A 20,882-nucleotide genomic window follows, 5' to 3' on the forward strand; every position below is an offset into this window, starting at 1 on the left:
TGCTTCGCGCGCCCCTGCGCCGACGCGAGTTCGTCAAAATCCGAGGGGATGACGGGAATCGAACCCGCGCTACCTGCTTGGGAAGCAGGAGTTCTGCCATTGAACTACATCCCCAGATGAAGCATCCACGAGCCTAGCACCGTCATGAACGCGGCTAGCTCGCAACTTCGGTGGCTAATCTCGCAGTCATGAAGCTCACCGGAAACCTCGAAACCGCAATCAACGCCCAGGTCACGCTTGAGCACCATTCGGCACTTGCCTACGAGCAGCTCGCCATCGACATGGAGGCGATCGACCTCCCCGGCATCGCGAGCTGGTTCCGCGCCCAGGCCGCCGAAGAGCGCGTGCACGCCGACAAGTTCACCCAGCACATGCTCGACCGGGATGCGCATCCGCGTCTTGAAGCAATCGAAGCAATGGCCGCACCCGCAACCACTGTGCTCGAAGCGTTCGAAGCCTCGCTCGCGCAGGAACAGAAGGTCTCGGAAGCCATTCGCGACCTCTACCGCATTGCCCAGGATGAAGCCGACATCGATTCGCTGCCGCTGCTGCACTGGTTCATCAGCGAGCAGGTCGAAGAAGAGTCGACCGTGAGCGAAATCATCGGCCGCGTGAAGCTCATCGGCGACGATGGCTCGGGCCTGCTCAAGCTCGACCAGGAACTCGGCTCGCGTCCCGGCGGCGAGGCACCGAGCGCTGGCACGGAGTAACGCGTAGCGCAGGACCAATACATGGTTAGGGCGCGACAGCGGAGGAATCTGCTGTCGCGCCCTGAACCGCTGTTGGCCTAGAGCACCTCGTTCGAGAGGATCACGGTCGCCGCTGCTGAGAACATGGCACCGACTCCCTGCACGAGGCTGGTTGTGACGCCGTCAACCTGCACACACGCTTCACCTCGCAACTGTCGAACCGACTCTTGCAACGCGAACATGCCGTACATGCCGGAATGCGTGTAGGACAAGCCGCCACCATTGGTGTTCATTGGCAACTGTCCGCCGGGTCGGGTGTGACCATCTGCGATGAACTGGCCAGACTCGCCAAACCCGACAAAGCCCAGATCTTCGAGCCCATATAAGGGCAGGTGCGCGAATGCGTCGTAGACCATGAGGTGGTCGATGTCCTTCGGCCCAAGACCAGCGACACGAAATGCCTCGGAAGCCGAACGCCGGAACGCTCCGAAACTTCCGAGGTCGTCCATTTCGGCGATGAGGGTCGATTCAATCGACTCTCCAGAGCCGAGCACATACACGAGCCGATCCGCATTCTTCATCGCCTTTGCGCGCTCGGCGCTCGTGAGCACGAGCGCACCGCCCCCGTCCGTGACGACGCACACCATGTCTTTGGTAAATGGAAAGGCGACGTCGCGCTGAGCAAGTACCTCGTCGATTGAAGTTGGCTCGCGTCGAGCAGCACGTCTATTTGGCGTGGACCACTCGCGTTGGGCCACGACGACTTCTGCAAGGTGACGGCGCGTCATTCCTCGAGCTTCAAGGAACGCGAGCACCGGCACGGTGAATGTGGCGTACGGGGGGATCGCACCGTAAACCTCCTGAAACTGTCCAGTTATCGTCGAGAAGTCGGCGCCAAATGGCAGTGGCGGTGCAGCGATTCGCGAACGCCCCGATTCACCGTGAGTGATCAGAATGACATCGGCAGCTCCCGAGTCGATAGCAGCCGCGGCATGGCGAACATGCGCGATAAAACTCGTTCCGCCAATGTGAGTGCTGTCGACCCATCTGGGGCGAATCCCGAGAGCGTCCGACACCTCCCAAGCGAACACGGGCCCCGCAGTTGCGATGCCATCGACCTCGCTGGGCCTGATCCCTGCGTCCGCGAGAGCGTTTCTCGCGGCCTCGCAGTGCAGGCCGACGTACGAAAGGTCGTCACGGATGCCAATCGTCGTTGTTTCGGATGCGCCGACAATCGCTACGGCACCGCGGTGCATGGTCATTGTGCAACCCCCTGCTGCAAGGGTCGAAACACCGGGAGCCATTGGTCACCGCGTGCGACATAGTCAACCTTGAGCTTCATCCCGAGCGGCAATTGATCGGGATGTGGAGCAACCCCAAGAATGTTGGTGAGCATCCGGGGACCCTCTTCGAGTTGAACAATTGCGATGATTTGCGGTTCGTTCGTATCGAACACCGAAAGTGGTCGGTAGTTGATCACGTACGACACGAGATTGGCTCGTCCTGCGGTTACGAACCATTCAACATCGTCGGAAGAGCAGTCTGGGTTCGGGCAGAATGGCCGCGGGTGAAAATAAGGTCGCTCGCATGTTCTGCAGCGCTGAATTCGTAGCTCGCGTTGCGCAGTACCAGCCCAGAACTCCCGGGTTTCGGGAGTCGGGATAGGTGCAGGTGCTGGAGTCATTATCGGCGTTCGGTCGAAGCCGTTAGGCCTGAATCCGCCCCTTGACGAATTCACTGTCCGGGAGGTCAGTGACCGGAAGACCCGAAGCTTCAAGGGCCGCTCGCGCCTGCTTCATGAGTCGATCTGGGATGCGTGGCGCTGACGACCGCAGCGCGCCCCCGTTGAATCCGGCAAGCCACTCCTGGTACTTCCAGCCGGTGCGGTTGATGACCGTGGTGCCAACGGCAGAGCCGGTGAGAATAGCGGTATTGGCGGCGCGTGCAGGCGCAACCTGCCACCAGAGCTTCATGGCTTCTTCCCATTGGCCGTCTTGTGCGTGTGCGAAGGCGCGCGGGAAGTAGTCGCTCATCCAATTCGTGTTCGACGTTCCGGAGAACTGGAAATCAATAACCGACATGAGTGGGATCGTTTCGCTCTCGATGGGGCACGAGATAATCACCTCATCGCTGAAGTGGTGCTGCATTTCCATGATGCCGCCGATCGTCGGGTAGCCCTGTTCCGACTTGATTGCGACGATATTGGGTACCGCGTCAAGCAAGCTCCGAACAAAGGGAACTGGCATTCCAGCGTTGTCGATGCGTTCGAACCCCCATGCAGGAAGTCCGAAAAGCATGCAGCCAAGGTCAGTCGAGTCGGCAAGCGCCTTTGTGTAGTCAAAAACCTCTTGGTGAGTCGTCGGCCAGAACGTTGTTGGATACGACATGAGAACGCTGTCAACGCCCGCCTTCTCGGCAAGCTTGAGGGCGGAGATGTTCTTGTCCAGCGTGTCGAAAGCCGCATGAAAGAAGAGCTGGAAATCGGGACCTGCGGCCTCGCGGGCTACTTCGGTGAAACGTGCATTTTCCTCGGGAGTGATCGCCAGTTCAGTGACCAATAGCGTTCCGGCAAAGCCGAGCGCCTTGAGCATAAGAATGTCGTGCCGAATTGCATTTTCGTTGAGGCCCTCGAAGTCAGGTGTATAGGAAGGCATCGTGACGGCGATCGCGCCCTTCCAATTTTCTCGAGCCCAGGCGCGGGCTTCATCCTTGGTGTAATCAACCATGATTGTCCTTACGTGACTTGCTTCTTTTACTTTGCGGTGGTGACAATGCCGACAGGTAGTTCGATGCCAAGACCGAGCTCACGCGCCCGGTCGACAAGGGCCTCGGCCACCACAATGTCCTGCAGGCCCGAACCGGTGGATTTGTAGATGCGGATGCCGCGGTCGCGGTCGATGGCGCGTGACTTGAGGAGCACGTCGTTTAGCGCCACGGTGAGGGAATCAACGTCGACACCGGAGTCGCGAGCGGCGATCATGTCACCGCTACCGTGGACGACTTCATCAACGCCATCGGCAACGACGATCGATGCCCGGCCAATGAGTTCCACTGGGAGTTCGCGTTGTGTTGGTGTCGTTGATCCTATTGAGATGACAGTGGCATCCTGACCAACCCACGTGGACTCGAGGGTTGGTGATTCGTCGCGCGACCTGGCTGCGCAGAGCACGACATCGGCGCCCTGCACTGCCTCTTTAGCTGAGCCGACCGCCTGCACCGCGACTCCCAGCTCTTGGCTAAAACGTTCAGCAAAGGCGTCGCGGTTGGCCTGAGTTGGGCTGAAGACTCGAATTTCGGCGAGTTCCGCTACTTCGGCAAGTGCAAAAGTATGTGATTGTGCCTCGAAACCTGAGCCGATCACGGCGAGAGTTACTGGCCGGTCGGGGAGTAGCGATTCGGCGCCGACTGCGCTCGTTGCTGCAGTTCGCAGGCCGGTAACGCGATTGCCATCGATGAGGGCAACGAGGTCAGCAGATTCCTTGTCGAACAGCGAGATGAGATAGCTCACTCGTAGCCCGTTCGCGAACGAACCGTTGATCGACTTCGACCCGAAGAGGCGGCCGCTGGTCGGGACTGAAGGCATCGTTCGTTGCCACTCACGTCCGCTATCGGCGAAGATCCGGCCTGGGTTGCGACGCTCATCCACCTCGGAGGTGTAGGCGGCACGAATCGCCTCAATCGCACCCGGAAGATCCGTCAACTTGGCAACGTCACTGTCAGTCAGGAACAGTGTGGGTGCCTGGGGTGGCTGTGTCGATGTGCTCACGCCTCACTCCTTTGTGCAGGTGGAATTCGAAGACGATCTTCAAACACGATACGTAGCGTATCGCTTTGCGATAGGCTTGCGCAAGGTATCAAGTCAATGAGGAGCTCGAGATGGCCATCGCAACCGTGAATCCGACCACTGGCAAGACCGAAATGATTATCGAGCCGCACTCTGCGGCTGAGGTAGATGATCGAATCGGCCAGGCTCACGCGGCAGTCGCCAAGCTGCGTGAGTCCACGTTCGAAGAACGTAGTAGCTGGATGCGAGCAGCGGCCGATTTCCTCGAGGACCAGGCTGCCGGTGTGGGCGAGTTGATCACCATCGAGATGGGCAAGCCCATTGCGCAGTCAGTTGCCGAGGTGCACAAAGCGGTCAAGGCCATGCGCTTCTATGCGGAGCATTCCGCGCACTTCCTTGCCGATTCTCCGCTCGAGGATCCTGCGAAAGTTGGTGCCTCGGTCGCCATGTCTCGGTACGAGCCGCTCGGTGTGGTGCTCGCGGTCATGCCGTGGAATTACCCGATCTGGCAAGTCATTCGATTCGCCGCTCCCGCACTCATGGCTGGCAACTCTGGGCTACTCAAGCATGCGTCCAATGTGCCGCAGGCGGCAATGCTGCTTGATGACCTCTTCGAGCGGGGAGGGTTCCCGAAGGGGTCGTTTCGCACCTTGCTCATTGGAGGTGCCGAAGTCGCGCGGGTAATCTCGGATGAGCGAGTGGCGGCGGTAACGCTCACTGGCTCCGAGCCGGCTGGTCGTTCCGTGGCTGCGACGGCTGGCGAACACCTCAAGAAGGCAGTGCTCGAACTCGGAGGGTCTGATCCTTTTATCGTCTTGCCCTCGGGTGATATTCGAGCGGCCGCGGCCACCGCGGTAGCGGCGCGCATCAACAACAACGGTCAGGCTTGCATCGCGGGCAAGCGCTTCATCGTTCATACAGACGTCTACGACGAATTTGCTCAAGAGTTCGTTCGGCTGATGTCGGAGCTTGTGGTCGGTGATCCTCTTCTTCCCGAGACGCAAGTTGGGCCTGTGGCAACTGAACAGGGGAGGAACGACCTCATTCAACTTGTCGAGGACGCCCGCAAGAAGGGTGCCTCGATCCTCCTCGGTGGATCTCAGCCAGAGGGCCCGGGTTGGTTCTACTTGCCCACAGTCATCGCCGACCTTCCGGACGATGCCCGACTCGTCCAGGAGGAAGCATTTGGCCCGGTCGCCTCGTTGTATCGAGCTGTCGACGACGATGACGCCCTGAGAATCGCCAACCAGACCTCGTTCGGCCTGGCGAGCGCGGTCTGGACGAATGACCCTGAACAGGAAGCGCTGTTTGTGCGCGAGCTTGATGCCGGTGCAGTATTCGTGAATGGCATGACTGTTTCCTACCAGGAGCTTCCGTTCGGAGGCATCAAGCGTTCAGGCTTTGGTCGCGAGCTCGCCGAAGTGGGTCAGCGAGAGTTCTGCAACCTCAAAACAATCTGGAAAGCTTGAGCGAAGCCTGGCGTGGGTGCTCAGGTCGCAAGGTGTCAGTGAGGTGATCACGATCGATTACAACCTGTTGCGGCCGCTTCGTGCCCTACTCGAAGAGCGCAGCGTGACGCGCGCAGCCGAACGTCTTCACCTATCGCAGCCGTCGATGTCGGGAGCGTTAGCGAAGTTGCGTGCGCACTATGGCGATGAGCTCTTGGTGCGTCGTGGCAACCGCCATGACCTTACGCCCTTAGCCGAGCGGCTCTTGGCGGTGTTGCCCACCACAGTCAACGAGATTGAGCATACGTTCCGCTTGCAGTCTGGGTTTGATCCGGCCACCAGTACGCGCACGTTTATTCTGGCGGGAGTGGACGCGGTTATCGCGCGTATCGCTCCGCCGCTCTTGCAGATTGGAACAGCAGAGGCGCCTGGTGTCCGATTCGAGTTTCCTTCCGCGGATAGTCGGCTCGTGAATGCTGTGCCCGATTCGCTGCGGACGATTGACGGTGCGTTTTTGCCTCATGGCTATGCCGCCGATTTGGGACACCTCGACCTCTTACCAGAGCCCTGGGTATGTCTTGTTGACCGAGAAGCGGGTGGTGAGCGATTGCTGGAGCGTCCATGGGTAGAGACCCTCCCGGCTAGTGAGGGGATGACGCCGGCCACATTGCAGCTTCGCCTGCGTGGTGTTCAGCTCAACACTGTGGCGGCTACGCCGCACTTCTTTGTCCTACCATCACTGCTGGCGGGCACGAACCGGGTTGCGCTTGTACCTCGGGATCTTGGTCGGCGAGTAATCGCAAATGTCTCACGTCTTCGTCTTATCGAGCCGCCAGTGGAACTGGAACCGATTCGTGATGCGTTCTGGTGGCACGGTGACCATGAACGTGATGAGGGGCACCGATGGCTGCGAGCTGCGCTCACACGAGTCCGCGACGAGCTTATTGGTGACGCTGATGGCGACTATCGCGTGGTTGATATTCGCTAATGGCGCGCACCGTGTCATTCTGAAACCAGGGTGAATGCTGCTGATCCGGGGGCACGAGGAACCGGTTCACAACGATTCATGAGTATCGTTCGAAACGGTACGTCCAGAACACAAAGGAGTGTCTGAAGATGGAAGCAATTGATGTCGATGTCGTCGTAATTGGCGGCGGCCCGGTAGGCACGGTTGCTCTTGCGCAGCTGGCCGGCGCCGGGCTCACGGCAATCGGCTTCGAACAGGAAACCGACATGTGGCCCACTGCGCGCGCCGTTCACTTCGATGGCGAAACCATGCGCGCACTACAGCGACTGGGGGTTGCCGAGCAGTTCCAGGAAATCACGGTGCCCATGCGCAGTGTTGAAATCATCAATGAGACTGGCGAAGTGCTCGTACATGCGAACACCGAGAGGCTCGGTTCGCAGGGCTGGATGGATCACATTAGCTTCCACCAGCCCGACATCGAGCGACTGCTTCGGGAAGTAGTCAAGAACTCGGATGGGGTCGAACTGCGATCGGGACAACGTGTCGTCGATGTGCGCGAAGTTGACGGTGCCGTTGTCGTTCGCACCGTTGGCGTTGACGGGCAGGAGCACGAAACGACCGCCCGCTGGGTTATTGCCGCGGACGGAGCCCGCTCGGAGACTCGCGCAAGGTTGGGGATTACCGGAAGCAAGTTCGGTGAGGACGCACAGTGGCTCGTTGTTGATGGACATCTCATCGATGCCCCGGGATATTCGGCCGACATGGTGCAACTCGGTACTTTCAAGCGGCCTGCCCTTTGGCTGCGACTCCCGGGAACACGAGTTCGGATGGAGTTCATGCTCATGCCCGGTGATGATCCCGAGGAGATCGTCTCGTCCGAGGCAATCGAGCGCCTGAGCCGAGGCGTGCTACCTGCGGACAAGTTCAGTGCTGACCGGCGAGCGATCTATACCTTCCGGGGGCGGATCGCAGATCGATGGCGAGACGGTCGTATCTTTCTCGCCGGCGATGCTGCTCACACCGCACCGCCACTGTTCGGTCAAGGACTGTGTGCGGGGATGCGGGATATCGAGAATCTTGTGTGGAAAATGTCGCTCGTGCACCGGGGGCGCGCGGATGAATCCTTGCTGGACACCTATGAAAGTGAGCGGAAGGCTCACGCAACTTATTGGGTCGAAACCGCCGCGAACCAAGCTGTCATTATTCAAACCACAGATCCAGAGGTCGCCGCCCAACGTGACGAGTTCATCAAGGCACACCCGGAATCCTCGGCTGAACCCTCCAGTCCATCGCTTGGTCCGGGCCTTCACGATGGTGAGCACGATGAGCGGGCCGGCCGCCTCGGAATACAACCGATCCTGGCTGACGGAGTTCGACTTGACGACATTGTGCGTCGAAAGTTCCTCGTTGCTACCACGCGCAACCTCTTTGAATCCCTTCCGAAGGAATTGAGCAATGCACTCGAGCGTGATGGCGACGTTGTTGTCCTCCTCGATCCCGCGAAGACCTCACAGCTTCTCGAAGCTGCAGGCGCGGCGGCAGTTGTGCACCGTCCTGATCACTATGTCCTCGGCGTCGCGGACTCCGCGACTGATCTCGAACGAATCCTACGAAGCATCCCCACCCTTGCCGATGCTGTAGCACCGGCCCACTAGTTCGACGGGAGCAAAATCATGTCGTTTAGCCCAATTACCCACATCCGACACTTCGACCTAGCCGTACCTGACTTCGATAGGCAGGTTGAGTTCTATAAGAACCACTGGGGTCTTACGGTGCAACACGACGACGGAGACGTTGTCTACTTTGCTGCCGAAGGGTCGCCAGAGCAGTACGTCACTCGAGTGCGGCGCTCTCAAGACAAGCGTCTTGACCTCGTCGCGTTCGGCGCAGCCGACCGCAGTTCGGTCGACCAATTGGCCCAAGAACTTGGTTCCAAGGGCATCCAGCTCGTCTCGGAGCCCGACCAGTTGCAGACACTTGGCGGCGGCTATGGTTTCCGGTTCTTCGACTTGGAAGGCCGAACCATCGAGGTCTCAGCGGAAGTGGAGACTCGCCAACACCGCAAGATCGAAGAGCGCGAATCAATTCCGGTGCGCCTGTCACATGTCGTGCTCAACTCGGCACAGCCGGAAAAGATGCTTGCTTGGTATGAACGACACCTCGGATTCCGTCTATCCGATACGCTCAATCACCCACACGTTGGCGACCTGTTTTACTTCTTGCGCTGCAATTCACAACACCACTCGATGGCAATTGCGCGCGGTCCCCACGCTTCGTTGCAACACGCATCCTTCGAACTACGTGGGCTCGACGAGTACATGCGCGGCAGTGGTCGCATGATCCGCGCCGGGTATCGCAAGATCTGGGGACCTGGTCGGCACGCGGCAGGGGACAACACCTTCACATACTTCGTCGACCCGAATGGAAACACGATGGAGATGACGACCGAACTCGAAATGATCGACGAGGACACCTGGCACCCCACGATCTACGATGCACAAGAACCCGAAACTTCAGATCAATGGGGCACCGGAGGCGACATGGATGAGTTCATCACGAAAGAGATGTTCAACGACTCCGACAATGCGCACCTCTTCGTTGCGCCGCCTGTTTGAGGCTGCGTTGGGCGTCAACGTCTCATATTTCGTGGCTCCCGCGCCGATAGTCGCGGCGCGGAATACCACCGCGTTGAAGGGCATCGAACTCAACGAATGCCGGACCAGTGGTAGTCCGGAACAACTAAGGGGACTGCTTGACGGTAGCCTCGACTTGGTCGTCACGGCACTCGACAACTTGTTCAACTGGGCCGATGCGGGCGCAGCATTCGTGCTTGTTGGCCAAGTTGAGCCGACAACACCGCTGACTATCGTTGCTGGACCGGGCATCCAGAGCCTGGCCGACCTTGAGGGTCACCGTTTTGCAGTTGATGCGTTTGACAACGGTTTTGCCCTAATCGCACGCCATCTGCTCGGCGAGCGAGGCGTCAAACCGAGATGGCACGAGGTTGGCGGCGTGCAAGCCCGGTACGAGGCGTTGCGCGCTGGTGAAACCGACGCGACCTTGCTCGGGCCGCCCTTCGATGAGCGAGCACGAGATGCCGGATGCACGCAACTTGCCAATGTGCAGGAGATCTATCCCGCCTACCCCGGTCAAGTGCTCATCGTGCGTGCTGATCGCCTCGACGATGACGACGTCCAAACCGTGCTGGCTGTACTGGAACGAAGCGGCCTTTGCGGCGTAGTTCCGGAAGGACTTGAGGTCTTAGTTCGCATTCGACGTGACCTCGACTTGCTCAGCGAAAGCGCAAGGATCCCTCTCCTTAATTCGAATCGGAAGGTCAATGATGACTAGCCCCGCTACCGTGCTCTCCACCCCTTGGAAGATCAATGGGTTGACAATCAAGAATCGCTTCGTGCTCAGCCCGATGGCAGTTCTTCAGCCAACCGAGGACGGGCGGCCTAGCGATCAGTCGATTGCCTTCCTCGTCCGGCGTGCCCAGGGAGGTGCCGGGCTGCTCATGGTCGGTGGCGGTGCAGCCACATCCAGAGGTGTTTCCGAGGCGCCGTTTCAGCCTCTCATGCGCTCCGACGACGATCGATACATCCCAGATCTCAAGCGGCTCGTTGACGCTGTGCACGAGCATGAAGTCCCGGTGATTCACCAGATTTTCCCGAGCTTCGGTGCGATGGGCATTCCTGGTGAGGGGCGTCCGACCCGAGCCGCGAGCCCGAAGCCCGTACATATGGGTGCGCCTCGACTTCCAAACGGCTTCTTCATCCCCGGGGGGCGGACCAACCCGACGCCAGAGGAGATCACCAAGGAAGAAATCCTTGAGGTACAGGGGGCCACTGTCGACGCAGTGCGGCGCTGCAAGGAAGCGGGGTTCGACGGCATCGAGCTTGGCGCTCACATGCGGTACCTGTACTCATCATTCCTGTCGCCGCGCACAAATTGGCGTACGGACGAGTACGGTGGCTCAGCTGAAAACCGAGCTCGCATCCTGGTTGAGACGATTCGCGCAATTCGTGAGGAAGTCGGTGACAATTATCCGATCGGCGTGCGAATGAGTGTCAACGATCACCTGCCTGATGGGCAAGGTCCGGAGGGCTATGCCGAGGTTGCAAAGCACATTGCAGCAGCTGGCGTCGATTGCATCGCGCTCACCGACGGAAACTACGAGTCGATGGATGCGAACCTCCCGCGTGAATCGGGAGCGATCCTTGCTCACGGTGAAGCTCAGATTTTTCGCGACGCACTTCCAGGAATGCCGTTGCTCATCAGCAGCACGTATGACCCAGAGCAGGCGGCCACGGCTGTTGAGGAGGGGATCATTGATGGCTTAATGCTGGCGCGACAGTTGCTTGCTGATCCCGACTTCCCGAACAAGATTCTCGCGGGTAGGGAGAGCGACATCACCTGGTGCGATCACAACAACTCCTGCCTGCGTCGACTTATTTTCAACGTGCCGGTCACGTGCTCGAAGAACCGGGAGACCGGCAGGGAGTCTGGCGCTGGGGCACGAAAGGCCACGCTGCCACAAAACTTGGTCGTGGGTGCGACTGGTAGTCCCGTGCTGATGGGGATCGCCGACAAGCTCGCATCAGCAAAGAGCAAGAAGGTGAAAGCATGAGTCAGGACCCTGCGTACAAACTAGTTATTCTGCTCACCCGTTCCCCGGAGATCACGCGAGAAGAGTTCGCACGGCGAATCGTCGACCTCGAGTCGACCGCTCCAGTATCGAAGGGCGGACTCCAGAGACGCGTTGTCACGACGGGGCTCGCCACTGTTGATCCCGAGTCGGAGTCGCCGTTCGACGCTGCCATCGAGACCTGGTGGACTCGGAAGAACGACGCCGCCGATTGGGTCGTCTCGCAAACGTTCGAAAACGACTGGCTCGCACCTCGCCTCCCGCTACTCGCCTGCCGACCCCACGCGATTGCCGGGGAGCCGGCGGCGCCTAGGCCGAACGGCGAAGACTACCCACAGGGCGCGGTGCAACTCATCGCACTGACCACGTCGATGCGATCGCGGCGGAAGGACGAGTTCGCTGCAGCCTACGTCCGCCACGCCGAACTCGCGTCGAGCGGCCTTGAATCGGGCGCGCGGATCACCCGCCTGGAGTTCGTGCCAGCACCGCTCGCCGCACCCTCGCGTTTCAGCGTCGATCGCTACGACGGCGTCGGCACTATCGTGTTCGCCGCGGAGTCCGCCCTGGCCGATGAGGTCGCCAAAGCGTACTACCGTGATGTCGTTGTGCCGGATGCGGCGCGTTTCAGTGACATCGGCTACTCTCACATCCTTGTAGGTTCTCCGACCTTCGTTGGACCTACGTAGGAAATAACGATGTTGGGGGGGGTGGGCATCGGCGCCCACCCCCCCCACATCGTTTTCCCTGACTGCGCTAAAAGCGATCGCGGACGTGGCGCTCACGACCAAAGAGCGCAACCACTGCGAGGATGATGATGCCGTAGACAATTCTCGTCTGTGCCTCGCTCATGCCTTGACTGATGATGATGGTCGAAAGCACGGTGAGGATAAGCGCACCAAGAGCCGTCCTCGTGAAGCCGCCTCGGATAGAGCCGAAGGTCGTGCCACCGACAAGTACGGCGGCAAGCCCAGAGAATAGATATGGCTCGCCAATAGACATGGTCCATCCGGAGCCAAACGCTGCAATGAACATGCCCGCTAGGCCGGCGAATGCACCTGAGGCGGCGAAGACACCGGCCCATACTGCTCCGGTGCGAATGCGTGAAAGGCCCGCGGCACGCGGATTCACGCCAGTTGCGTAGAGGCGTCGACCGGCGACAGTCTTCGTGAGAAAGAGCCAAAGCAAGACTCCGAGTACTGCAACGATGATGACGACCGGCGGCACGGGAATGCCAAATGTCGTGCCTGTGAGCTGCGCCAATGACTTGAGCTCCTGAGGTGGTTGGCCGTTGTAGTCGCCGCCGGCGAGGAAAAGAGATCCGCCTGTGAGGGCGACACCGAGCCCGAGCGTGATCACGAGAGGCTCGATTCGATAGCGGTGGCACACCCACCCGACTAGCCCGCCGATGCCACCGCACACGGCAAGCACAACGACCATGGCCAGGGGTGCTTGCCAGCCGAGGCGGCTGGTTGCTTGCGAGGCAACCATCGCACCGAATGTCACATAGCCGGCGATTGCCATATCGAGGCCACCAAGGATAACCACAAGTGTTTGGCCCATCGCGGCAAGTGCGAGCAGCGAGGCGATCGTGAGAATCGACACCGCAGCTATGGGGCGGTCCAGGAACGCCGGCACGAGGGACACGAGCACGACCACCATGACGACAAGAATCATGAACTGAATGACGGGGGTCTCGAGCACCCAACGCTGGATGCGTTGTCCGCGTGGAAGTTCTTCCCGAGGAAGCGTCAGTGAACGTGTAACGTGCGTGAACTTATTCATGATCGGCTCCTAGCGCGACGAGGATTGAGGAGGGTGGCGCCGACGAGCACGCCAACAACAAGTACTGCGCCGTACGCGAACTGCACCATTGCCGGGTCGACGCCGAAGGCGGTGAGCAACTGCTGTAAGAGGTACAGCACGAGTGCGCCGAGGAATGTCCCCAGGAGTCCGCCGCGTCCACCTCCGAGCGCCGTGCCGCCGAGCACTGCAGCAGCGAGTCCAAGCAGTGCGTAGGTTGTGGCAAGTGAAGATTGCGACGACTGCAGGAGCGCGCTGAGTGCGATTCCGGCCACCCCTGCGAACAAACCGCCGACGGTGTAAGCCAGCGTGCGAACCAAGCTGATGTTGACTCCGGAGCCAAATGCCGAACTATCGCTCTCGCCCGTCGCCAGCAGGTTTCGCACATAGGTGGTGCGACGAAGAGCAAACCAGATGAGCGCAACTACGCCGATTGAAACGAGTGCGCCCGGCAAGAAACCGAATCGTTGCGCGAGACCGATTGACCAGTTCTCGGGCGCGCCAACGGGCGACTTTGAGATCGTGATGGAAAGGCCGACGAGGATAAACAGCATCCCCGTCGACGCGACAACCGGGTGGAGTCGCACCACGGTCACGAGCAGTCCGGTCACGGTTCCGATTGCCGCGGCAACGAGGAGGACCAGTGGGATGGCGATGTACCACTCGCCCAAGCCTTGGGGGAGTAGTACCGCCACGAAGAAGCAATTGATGAAGGTGGCGAGCGGGCCCACCGATACATCGATTCCGCCGGAAAGAATCGGCGGAGTGGCGGCGAACCCGACGAGCACAAACGGGGCGAGCGTTGCGAGCGTTGCGGGCAGTCGCTCCGGTGACAAGAACGACGGGCTCACGATCAAATTGATAATGAGCAGAATTGCGGCCAAGAGGCCGGCGAACGCCCACGATCGGGTTTGCAGAAAGTTGATGACGTGTTTCATGCGGCAGCTCCGCTCTCGTGGCCGAAGTAGGCAGAAACGACGGCCTCAGTGGTGAGCCGCGCGCGGGGAATCTCCGAAAAGACCGTCTGGTCGCGGAACACGAGCACTCGATCGACAAGCTCGACGAGTTCGTCAACTTCGCTCGAAAGCATCACCACACTCATGCCGCTGGCGCAAAGTCGCTCGAGCGTCGCGTAGATCTCGCGTTTGGTCATGATGTCGACGCCGCGGGTGGGGTCGTTGAGAAGCAGCACTTTGGGGTCGGTGGCCAGCCATCTTGCGAGCAGAACTTTTTGCTGGCTACCGCCGGAAAGGCTCGATATGGGATCGTCCTGCGATCCGAGACGGATGCTCAAAGCATCGACGACATCGGCAAAACGCTCCGCCATGCGCCTCTTGCTCAGAAATGCCCCATTGGCGTCAAGGCGCATCGTAGGTAGTGCGAAGTTCTCGCGAATGGACATCGATTCGAACAGTGATTCTCCGCGACGCTCACGTGGCAAATAGGCAACGCCGATCTTTGCTCCGTTGTCCTGGTGCACCTCGATGTCGGGTGTAAGGATGCGCACGACGGAACCCTCGCCATTGGCAATGCCCCCTAATCTCTTGAGGAATTGGTCTTGTCCGTGTCCTTCGAGGCCAGCAAGACCAACCAATTCGCCGCTGCGCAGGTCGAAGTCAATCGCTTCGGCATCGGGGTGGAGTCTGACGGACTCGGCTCGAAGCGTCACGGTGCCGAGCTCGCGGTGGTGATCTTCACGCTCGAAGCGCCCCGAAGTGCCGGTCATGTCACCGACGAGTCGCTCAATAGAAATCTCGTCACGCGTCACCTGCGAGACCGTGCGACCGCTACGGAGCACGGTCACGGCATCCGATACTTCGGCGACTTCGTCCATGCGATGTGAAATGAACAGGATGCTGGTGCCAGCCGCGGTGAGACGACGCATTTCAGTGAACAGTCGGTCTCGGGTGAGGACGTCCAGGGCCGCTGTCGATTCATCGAGCACGAGGACTCGAGGCTCGCGAACAAGCGCTCGTGCGATGCAGATCGCCTGTCGCTCCGACAACGACAGGGAACCAACTGATCGGTCAAGATCGATGCCGTCCACGAGCCTTCCCAGCGTCTCAGCGGCAATCTGCCGCTGTTCGGCTCGGCTTCGACGGCGGGCAAAAACTCCGTCCGAACCGAGCCAGATGTTGTCGAGTACGGACTGATTGGCGGCTGTGAGCACTTCCTGGAAAACGACGGCAATTCCGTGCTCTCCGGCCTGTCGGGGATTGCGAAAATCGATGGACTTGCCATCGAGGGTGAATTCGCCTTCGTCAGCTCGGTGCACACCGCCGATGATCTTCACCAGCGTTGATTTACCGGAGCCGTTTTCGCCGAGCAGCGTGTGAATTTCGCCTGGCGCAACATCGAGATTTGCGCCGACGAGTGCCCGGGTCGCCCCGAACTGCTTGCTGATCTCAGCGAGATGGAGGCCTCTGGTGGCATTAGACATGGGTGTCTCTCTCCTGATTTCGGGCGCGCATCCTCGCGCGCTACATTCAAAACTAGACGCACCGTATCGAATGTGTCTACTCTAGGTGTGCGCAACGTTGCGCACACTCAACGAGGAGTTCACTCATGCCCAACCACCCCCGCTCTAGCCGGTTCCGAGTGACCGCAGCCACAATGGCTGCAATCGGTGCACTCGTACTTGCCGGTTGCGCGCAGTCCGGGACACCGGCAAACACCGACTCGCCAGCGCCTTCTGGCGATGCCACCGCTGCCGCTGGTACCTGTGGCGCGGTCCCTGAGGTCGGCGCAAACGATCCCAACGGTCTGCTTGCCGATATGTCGGCAGAAGTTCAAGCCGGCTACAACGGTTACCCCTTTGAGATTCAGGAGTCGGCGTGGGCTGACTTTAAGTCGGAGAAGACCGAAGGGTTCACCGCTGCAATTGTGGGCACCGCGCCCGCGGCGCCGTTCATCGCTGCGTATCAGAACGCGCTTGCCGAGTCGCTTGAGAAGGCGGGTGTCGACATCGTTCTCAACGTGGCACCAAATGACCCTTCTGATGTCCCGGGTCAGCTCCAGCAATTCAGTCAGGCGCTGGCGCTAAAGCCCGACATCATCTTCTTCAACCCGGTCGCCCCGGAGCCTGCCATCGATCTTGTGAACGAAGCCCACGACGCTGGCATTCCCGTGGTCTCGCTCGTGGTGCCAATTGACAGCCCCAACGCCGTTTCCGTGGTGTACAACGCGGTGCTTCAGTCAATGTCGACTGCCTCGGCGATGTTTGGCGCCATGGGTGGTTCAGGAGATGTGCTCGAAGTTTCGGGCGTTGCTGGCATCCCAAATCAGATCTTCTGGGATGCGGGTCGTGACCACGCGCTCGCGCTCTGCCCCGACATCAATGTCGTAGGTTCGGTGCAAGGCATGTTCCAGCCGCCGCTGGCACAACAGGCGGTAGTGCAGTACTTGTCGACGAATCCGGCTGGCGTCGATGGCGTTATCCAAGCCGGCACCATGGGCTGGGCGATCCGCGATGCGTTTGTCCAATCGGGTCACGAAGTGCCGCCGATCCAGGACCTCGGCGCGTCGCAGGGTATGGCTGCCTATGCGGCCGAGCATCCTGACTTCATCTACTACGGATCAATCACTCCGCCGGTTGCTATGGCTCAGGGTGCTGCGCAGATTGGCCTCAAAATCCTGCAGGGTGCGGGGCCGAAGGTGAACCAGGTGGTCTGGTCTCCGCACATCATTGACGCGAGCACTGTTGGCGAGTTCGTTGACCCGTCGTGGAGCACCGAAGATGGCACGGATCTCACTTCGGACAGCGTGTACTTCACCGACGAGCAGACGGCCGAGTTCTTCAAGAACCCGGAGCTTGGCCCGCAGTCGGCTGAGTGAATCTGACTCGAGGGCGGACCGGCACCATGCCCGGCCGTCCTCGAGTCGTTCGCATAACAAGGATGTTGCCATGACGTTGGTACTAGACACGCGCACAGTCGTGCCCACCGAGCGCGCACGCTATTGGGCCGCGGGGATTTCTCAGCGTCTATTTCCGATGCAGGTTGAAGCAGGCGAGAAGTCGGCGTTTGAGGCGCGTTTGACTGGCGGTGAACAGGGGCCGGTCCTGGTATGCGCATTGAGCAGCGGGCCGCACCGGGTAGGTCGGAGTGCGCGCATGATTCGAAGTGCTGACCCCGAATTCCTTCTGTTTTACTTCGTGCGTCGCGGCGAATGCTTTATCGAGCAGGACGGACGGGGGTGCAGTCTGCGTGGCGGCGACTTCGCGGCGCAAGACACTTCGCGGCCCTCTAAGTTCGAGGCATCGACGGAGTTCAACATGGTCATGCTGGCGATGCCGAAGTGGTTTCTTGGCAATGTGGCATTGGCGGCTGGAAGACGCACGGCGGAACGAGTCGCGACCGCCCATTCGCCCCTGTTGCGGCTTGCCGCGCCACTCATTGCGGGTCTCGAGCGCACCGCAGGTGCGTACGGACTGGCCGACAAAGAAGCGGACGCTGCAGTGCGGATGCTCCTGCCCATGCTCGGAGCCATCTACTCAGACTCAGACCAACAGTTCGCACGTGGCGATGACCTTCGAATGCAGATGTGTCGCTTTGCTCTCGATCACCTTCATGACCCGAATCTGGGGCCGGAGCGCATCGCCCGAGAGCACTTTGTGTCGGTGCGGTACGTGCAGAAGCTCTTTGCGGCGGAGGGCGGAGTCTCGTCCTGGATTCGGATGCAACGCCTTGAAGGGGCCGCGCGCGAGCTACGTGCGGGGCAGGTTTCCATTTCGCAGATCGCGGAGCGCTGGGGTTATGTTGATGCGGCAAGCTTCAGTCGCGCGTTTCGTCGCGTCTACGGGGTCTCTCCGCGGGAGCTGCGAGCCGCACAGTTGTGGGAGCCTCTCCGCAACCCAGCCGTGGCTTCGTGCCCTTGACGCGAAGAGTGGCCCCCGCACCCAATCGGAGGCGGGGGCCACTCTTCGCGGCTAGACCTAGAGCTGTTTCGGGTATCCCTCTGCGCGGAATCGTGAGCCCCAGATACCAGACTTACCAGGAGCAATGATGCCGTTTGGGTCGAGTGAGTCCTTGATCTGTTCATTGAAGCGGCGCTGAGCGTGATCGTTGAAGCCGAACTGCTCGGCAGCAAGGTCCATGAACGACAGGTGGGCGCGATACTCGCCGTATCCCATTTTGCCGGCCCTTGCGACCATCTTCTTGGCGGCCGCGTATGCGCGATCGACCTGTTCTGGATTCTTCGTGTCGAATGGAATGACGTTGATGAATGTCGTCGAGCGGGCGTTAATGGGCAGCAGTCCACCGAGGTAATCGATACCTGCCTCGGCGCACATGTCTTCCATCAGTTTCTGTGCTTCGGCAGCGTGGCGCGACGTCAGCGGAATGACCGGTGAGAAGTCCACGTGGCCGCCCTCATCACCACCTGACCAGGCCGCCATCTTGTAAAGATCGAGGTTAGGCACGCCAATCATGATCTGCTCGTGAGGGTTTGGCAACGTTTCCCATTCATCAGCACCGTACTTTGCGCCAATGATTTCAACTGTGGGGATTTCAAGGAAGCGCGCGCGCAAGCGAGCGTAGTTGTGGTCAACAACTGTTTCGTCCCCGTAGAGTGCGAAACGCATCATCCAGCGGCCGAGGCCCATCTCTTCGGCGATCTTCTGAATAATCTCATCTGGCATCTGCCCGGGGCCGTCATACCATTCCGCGCGAGTGGTGAGCATGGACGCCATGATGAGCGTGTTTGACAACTGAGGTCGCATGTCGATGACGCGAGCCAGCATCAGTTCGCGGAGGGCGTCGATGACGCTCGGCAATTGTGAGTCGTCCCACAGCTTCAGCCAAAGGGGCATGTACACCTCGGGTTTGGGCATCAACCAGTAGCCCATCTTGGTGACAATGCCGAAGTTCGACTGCATAAACATCTCGGTTGACGTGGGGCCAAGGCCGCGCTTGTACAGTGGCCAGGTGGGGTTGTTGTCCATCGCGCCGCTGCCGGTACGAATGAGATCGCCATTCGGGAGGACAACCTCAAAGCCGCAGTGGGAGGCTTGGTCGATGGAGTACGGCATGTAGGTGAGGCCGTGGTCGAGGGTGTTGGAGACGACGCCGCCCCAGCCCACGTCAACGATCGAGGCGACTAGGTCGTGACCGCCTTCCTTGATAGCGGCGTGCAGGTCGATCCAATTGACTCCAGGCTCAAGCATCGCGTAGCCAAGTTCTTCGTTGATCTCGAGGACCTTGTTCATTGCCTTGAACGAGATCATTACAGTTCCGCGCAGTTGTGGAGCGGCGCCACCGTAGCCGTTGTTCTTGCCGCGGCCAATTGGCCAGAGTGGAATGCGGTGCTTATTTGCGAGCTTCACGATGACTTGAACATCTTCGGTGCTACGCGGGCTGACGACTGCCGAGGCGAGGTTCGTCGCTGTGCCGGGTACCTGATACGGGTCTTTGAATTCGGCCAGGACTTCAGGGTCAGTGGTTACCTTTTCGGCGCCAATGGCATCGGCGAAGGCTTGAAGCGCCAGATCGAGTTGTTCCTCGGTTACGCCAGGAGGGGTCGGTCGTTCGGTGGTCATCATGTCCTCTTCTCTTCGTTGAGCGAACGGTCGTTGCGGACGACTTCTCCGGTTCTATCCCTGCCCGAGCGTGCGACTTCGATCCAGTGCATTCCCGGCACTGTTCCGTGCAGTTTCGGCACGGATGCGTGGGTGCCTCTCGTGCGCGACCCACACTGAAATGCATGGATCGCAACGAAGCGTGAAGGAGGGTCCTAATGTCGAAAGGTCGACTCGAAGGCAAAGTGGTGCTACTCACTGGTATCGGTAGCGGGATGGGACGAGTAACTGCAGTATTGTTCGCAGCCCAGGGAGCAACTGTTGTCGGATGTGGGCTGAGTGTTGAGCGTTCTGCCGAGACCGCGCGGCAGATTGAAGCAGCTGGCGGCAGCATTGATGTGACCGCACCGGTCGACCTGGCAGATCGGAACCAGGTCGCAGCGTGGATAGAAGGTGCCAAACAGCGACACGGTCGCATCGACGTGCTCTACAACAATGCGAGCATGCCGAAGTTCGGTCCCTTCCATGAGCAGCCGGTTGAGGATTATGAGTTCACCATCAAGAACGAACTAGACCTGGTCTGGCACGCTTGTCAGCTTGCCTGGCCCCACCTCGTTGAATCGAAGGGCGCAATTGTAAACATTGCCTCCGTCGCGGGTCTCCAGGGCGCGCGAGCATTGACTCAGGCTGCGCACGCCGCGGCGAAAGGTGGAGTGCTTGCGCTTACCCGGCAGCTAGCTGCCGAAGGAGTCGCGCGGGGTGTTCGAGTCAACTCAATCTGTCCGGGTGTGATGTCCACGCCTCCGATTGTGCGATTGTACGAAGAGCTAGGGGACAAGGCCCCGGTGGTGCCGATTGTGGAGCGTGTGCTCGGTGGTCACCCTGGCGATCCCCAGGCGGTTGCCTGGGCCGGTGTCTATCTCGCATCGGATGAAGCTGCCTGGGTGACTGGTGCCAACATCGTTGTCGACGGCGGAGCCGCTGCCTACATGTAGCAACTCAAATCGGGAATGCCCGCGCGTCGTTCGATCG

Annotated in this window: 19 protein-coding genes and 1 tRNA gene; 11 read left to right on the forward strand and 9 right to left on the reverse strand. The window is 59.9% G+C overall.

The window, feature by feature from the left end:
* Nucleotides 1-43: 43 nt before the first annotated feature.
* A tRNA-Gly gene (locus tag EG850_RS08060) sits at nucleotides 44-114 on the reverse strand.
* A gap of 74 nt (nucleotides 115-188) precedes the next feature.
* Between EG850_RS08060 and EG850_RS08065 the strand changes: the two genes are divergently transcribed.
* Entirely contained in the window at nucleotides 189-710 is a 522-nt protein-coding gene (locus EG850_RS08065) for a ferritin (protein WP_124972332.1), read from the forward strand.
* A gap of 77 nt (nucleotides 711-787) precedes the next feature.
* Here the strand turns inward: EG850_RS08065 and EG850_RS08070 are convergent, their stop codons facing one another.
* Genes EG850_RS08070 through EG850_RS08085 form a run of 4 tightly spaced genes read right to left on the reverse strand, consistent with a single transcriptional unit; the run spans nucleotide 788 to nucleotide 4,455 of the window.
* A complete protein-coding gene (locus EG850_RS08070) occupies nucleotides 788-1,951 on the reverse strand; it encodes a thiolase C-terminal domain-containing protein (RefSeq protein ID WP_124972334.1) in 1,164 nt (387 codons plus the stop codon).
* Complete coding sequence (locus EG850_RS13665) at nucleotides 1,948-2,373, reverse strand: Zn-ribbon domain-containing OB-fold protein (protein WP_124972336.1); 426 nt, start codon at nucleotides 2,371-2,373, stop codon at nucleotides 1,948-1,950. The genes EG850_RS08070 and EG850_RS13665 overlap by 4 nt, the downstream gene beginning before the upstream one ends.
* A gap of 22 nt (nucleotides 2,374-2,395) precedes the next feature.
* Complete coding sequence (locus EG850_RS08080) at nucleotides 2,396-3,415, reverse strand: dihydrodipicolinate synthase family protein (protein ID WP_124972337.1); 1,020 nt, start codon at nucleotides 3,413-3,415, stop codon at nucleotides 2,396-2,398.
* 26 nt (nucleotides 3,416-3,441) lie between these two features.
* Nucleotides 3,442-4,455 (reverse strand): ornithine cyclodeaminase family protein, encoded by a 1,014-nt coding sequence (locus tag EG850_RS08085; protein ID WP_124972339.1) that lies wholly within the window; start codon nucleotides 4,453-4,455, stop codon nucleotides 3,442-3,444.
* 110 nt (nucleotides 4,456-4,565) lie between these two features.
* Here EG850_RS08085 and EG850_RS08090 point away from each other — a divergent pair, with 110 nt between their 5' ends.
* From EG850_RS08090 to EG850_RS08120, 7 genes are all read left to right on the forward strand, one after another.
* The gene (locus EG850_RS08090) at nucleotides 4,566-5,942 is read left to right on the forward strand and encodes an aldehyde dehydrogenase family protein (protein WP_124972341.1); all 1,377 of its coding nucleotides are present in this window, start codon (nucleotides 4,566-4,568) and stop codon (nucleotides 5,940-5,942) included.
* 43 nt (nucleotides 5,943-5,985) lie between these two features.
* Nucleotides 5,986-6,909 (forward strand): LysR family transcriptional regulator, encoded by a 924-nt coding sequence (locus EG850_RS08095; protein ID WP_185714989.1) that lies wholly within the window; start codon nucleotides 5,986-5,988, stop codon nucleotides 6,907-6,909.
* A gap of 128 nt (nucleotides 6,910-7,037) precedes the next feature.
* Nucleotides 7,038-8,543: a bifunctional 3-(3-hydroxy-phenyl)propionate/3-hydroxycinnamic acid hydroxylase gene (locus EG850_RS08100; RefSeq protein ID WP_124972345.1), complete on the forward strand. Its 1,506-nt coding sequence runs from the start codon at nucleotides 7,038-7,040 to the stop codon at nucleotides 8,541-8,543.
* Between the two features lie 18 nt (nucleotides 8,544-8,561).
* Nucleotides 8,562-9,503: a VOC family protein gene (locus EG850_RS08105; RefSeq protein WP_124972347.1), complete on the forward strand. Its 942-nt coding sequence runs from the start codon at nucleotides 8,562-8,564 to the stop codon at nucleotides 9,501-9,503.
* The gene (locus EG850_RS08110) at nucleotides 9,472-10,239 is read left to right on the forward strand and encodes an ABC transporter substrate-binding protein (RefSeq protein WP_185714990.1); all 768 of its coding nucleotides are present in this window, start codon (nucleotides 9,472-9,474) and stop codon (nucleotides 10,237-10,239) included. The genes EG850_RS08105 and EG850_RS08110 overlap by 32 nt, the downstream gene beginning before the upstream one ends.
* A 10-nt stretch (nucleotides 10,240-10,249) precedes the next feature.
* On the forward strand, nucleotides 10,250-11,518 hold the full coding sequence (locus EG850_RS08115; protein ID WP_185714991.1) for an NADH:flavin oxidoreductase: 1,269 nt from the start codon (nucleotides 10,250-10,252) through the stop codon (nucleotides 11,516-11,518).
* Nucleotides 11,515-12,222 carry an EthD domain-containing protein gene (locus tag EG850_RS08120; protein WP_124972353.1) on the forward strand — a complete coding sequence of 236 codons (708 nt, stop codon included), beginning with the start codon at nucleotides 11,515-11,517 and terminating at the stop codon, nucleotides 12,220-12,222. Before EG850_RS08115 ends, EG850_RS08120 begins: the two co-directional genes overlap by 4 nt.
* A gap of 67 nt (nucleotides 12,223-12,289) precedes the next feature.
* Here EG850_RS08120 and EG850_RS08125 read toward each other — a convergent pair whose 3' ends face one another.
* The 3 genes from EG850_RS08125 to EG850_RS08135 are packed head-to-tail and all read right to left on the reverse strand — an operon-like array spanning nucleotide 12,290 to nucleotide 15,776.
* On the reverse strand, nucleotides 12,290-13,318 hold the full coding sequence (locus EG850_RS08125) for an ABC transporter permease (protein WP_124972355.1): 1,029 nt from the start codon (nucleotides 13,316-13,318) through the stop codon (nucleotides 12,290-12,292).
* The gene (locus EG850_RS08130) at nucleotides 13,315-14,274 is read right to left on the reverse strand and encodes an ABC transporter permease (protein WP_124972357.1); all 960 of its coding nucleotides are present in this window, start codon (nucleotides 14,272-14,274) and stop codon (nucleotides 13,315-13,317) included. Before EG850_RS08130 ends, EG850_RS08125 begins: the two co-directional genes overlap by 4 nt.
* Nucleotides 14,271-15,776 carry a sugar ABC transporter ATP-binding protein gene (locus tag EG850_RS08135; RefSeq protein WP_124972359.1) on the reverse strand — a complete coding sequence of 502 codons (1,506 nt, stop codon included), beginning with the start codon at nucleotides 15,774-15,776 and terminating at the stop codon, nucleotides 14,271-14,273. The genes EG850_RS08130 and EG850_RS08135 overlap by 4 nt, the downstream gene beginning before the upstream one ends.
* 158 nt (nucleotides 15,777-15,934) lie before the next feature.
* Between EG850_RS08135 and EG850_RS08140 the strand changes: the two genes are divergently transcribed.
* Together EG850_RS08140 and EG850_RS08145 are read left to right on the forward strand one after the other, a co-directional pair.
* Nucleotides 15,935-17,170: a substrate-binding domain-containing protein gene (locus tag EG850_RS08140; protein WP_185714992.1), complete on the forward strand. Its 1,236-nt coding sequence runs from the start codon at nucleotides 15,935-15,937 to the stop codon at nucleotides 17,168-17,170.
* Nucleotides 17,171-17,240: 70 nt separating this feature from the next.
* Nucleotides 17,241-18,212, forward strand: a complete 972-nt coding sequence (locus tag EG850_RS08145) for a helix-turn-helix domain-containing protein (RefSeq protein WP_185714993.1) — start codon at nucleotides 17,241-17,243, stop codon at nucleotides 18,210-18,212.
* A gap of 57 nt (nucleotides 18,213-18,269) precedes the next feature.
* On the opposite strand, the gene EG850_RS08150 is transcribed toward EG850_RS08145, so the two are convergent.
* Entirely contained in the window at nucleotides 18,270-19,874 is a 1,605-nt protein-coding gene (locus EG850_RS08150; protein WP_124972365.1) for an FAD-binding oxidoreductase, read from the reverse strand.
* 194 nt (nucleotides 19,875-20,068) lie between these two features.
* Between EG850_RS08150 and EG850_RS08155 the strand changes: the two genes are divergently transcribed.
* Nucleotides 20,069-20,845: an SDR family NAD(P)-dependent oxidoreductase gene (locus tag EG850_RS08155; protein WP_124972367.1), complete on the forward strand. Its 777-nt coding sequence runs from the start codon at nucleotides 20,069-20,071 to the stop codon at nucleotides 20,843-20,845.
* Nucleotides 20,846-20,882: the final 37 nt, after the last annotated feature.

Source organism: Gulosibacter macacae, assembly GCF_003865375.1.
Taxonomy (GTDB): domain Bacteria; phylum Actinomycetota; class Actinomycetes; order Actinomycetales; family Microbacteriaceae; genus Gulosibacter; species Gulosibacter macacae.

What these genes read in the sequence shown, in the direction of transcription:
- EG850_RS08105 (WP_124972347.1), top strand. Translation starts at nt 8,562, where the DNA reads ATGTCGTTTAGCCCAATTACCCACATCCGACACTTCGACCTAGCCGTA.
- EG850_RS08090 (WP_124972341.1), top strand. Translation starts at nt 4,566, where the DNA reads ATGGCCATCGCAACCGTGAATCCGACCACTGGCAAGACCGAAATGATT.
- EG850_RS13665 (WP_124972336.1), bottom strand. Translation starts at nt 2,373, where the DNA reads ATGACTCCAGCACCTGCACCTATCCCGACTCCCGAAACCCGGGAGTTC.
- EG850_RS08155 (WP_124972367.1), top strand. Translation starts at nt 20,069, where the DNA reads ATGTCGAAAGGTCGACTCGAAGGCAAAGTGGTGCTACTCACTGGTATC.
- EG850_RS08120 (WP_124972353.1), top strand. Translation starts at nt 11,515, where the DNA reads ATGAGTCAGGACCCTGCGTACAAACTAGTTATTCTGCTCACCCGTTCC.
- EG850_RS08145 (WP_185714993.1), top strand. Translation starts at nt 17,241, where the DNA reads ATGACGTTGGTACTAGACACGCGCACAGTCGTGCCCACCGAGCGCGCA.
- EG850_RS08070 (WP_124972334.1), bottom strand. Translation starts at nt 1,951, where the DNA reads ATGACCATGCACCGCGGTGCCGTAGCGATTGTCGGCGCATCCGAAACA.
- EG850_RS08100 (WP_124972345.1), top strand. Translation starts at nt 7,038, where the DNA reads ATGGAAGCAATTGATGTCGATGTCGTCGTAATTGGCGGCGGCCCGGTA.
- EG850_RS08125 (WP_124972355.1), bottom strand. Translation starts at nt 13,318, where the DNA reads ATGAATAAGTTCACGCACGTTACACGTTCACTGACGCTTCCTCGGGAA.
- EG850_RS08150 (WP_124972365.1), bottom strand. Translation starts at nt 19,874, where the DNA reads ATGATGACCACCGAACGACCGACCCCTCCTGGCGTAACCGAGGAACAA.
- EG850_RS08080 (WP_124972337.1), bottom strand. Translation starts at nt 3,415, where the DNA reads ATGGTTGATTACACCAAGGATGAAGCCCGCGCCTGGGCTCGAGAAAAT.
- EG850_RS08110 (WP_185714990.1), top strand. Translation starts at nt 9,472, where the DNA reads ATGCGCACCTCTTCGTTGCGCCGCCTGTTTGAGGCTGCGTTGGGCGTC.
- EG850_RS08135 (WP_124972359.1), bottom strand. Translation starts at nt 15,776, where the DNA reads ATGTCTAATGCCACCAGAGGCCTCCATCTCGCTGAGATCAGCAAGCAG.
- EG850_RS08130 (WP_124972357.1), bottom strand. Translation starts at nt 14,274, where the DNA reads ATGAAACACGTCATCAACTTTCTGCAAACCCGATCGTGGGCGTTCGCC.
- EG850_RS08065 (WP_124972332.1), top strand. Translation starts at nt 189, where the DNA reads ATGAAGCTCACCGGAAACCTCGAAACCGCAATCAACGCCCAGGTCACG.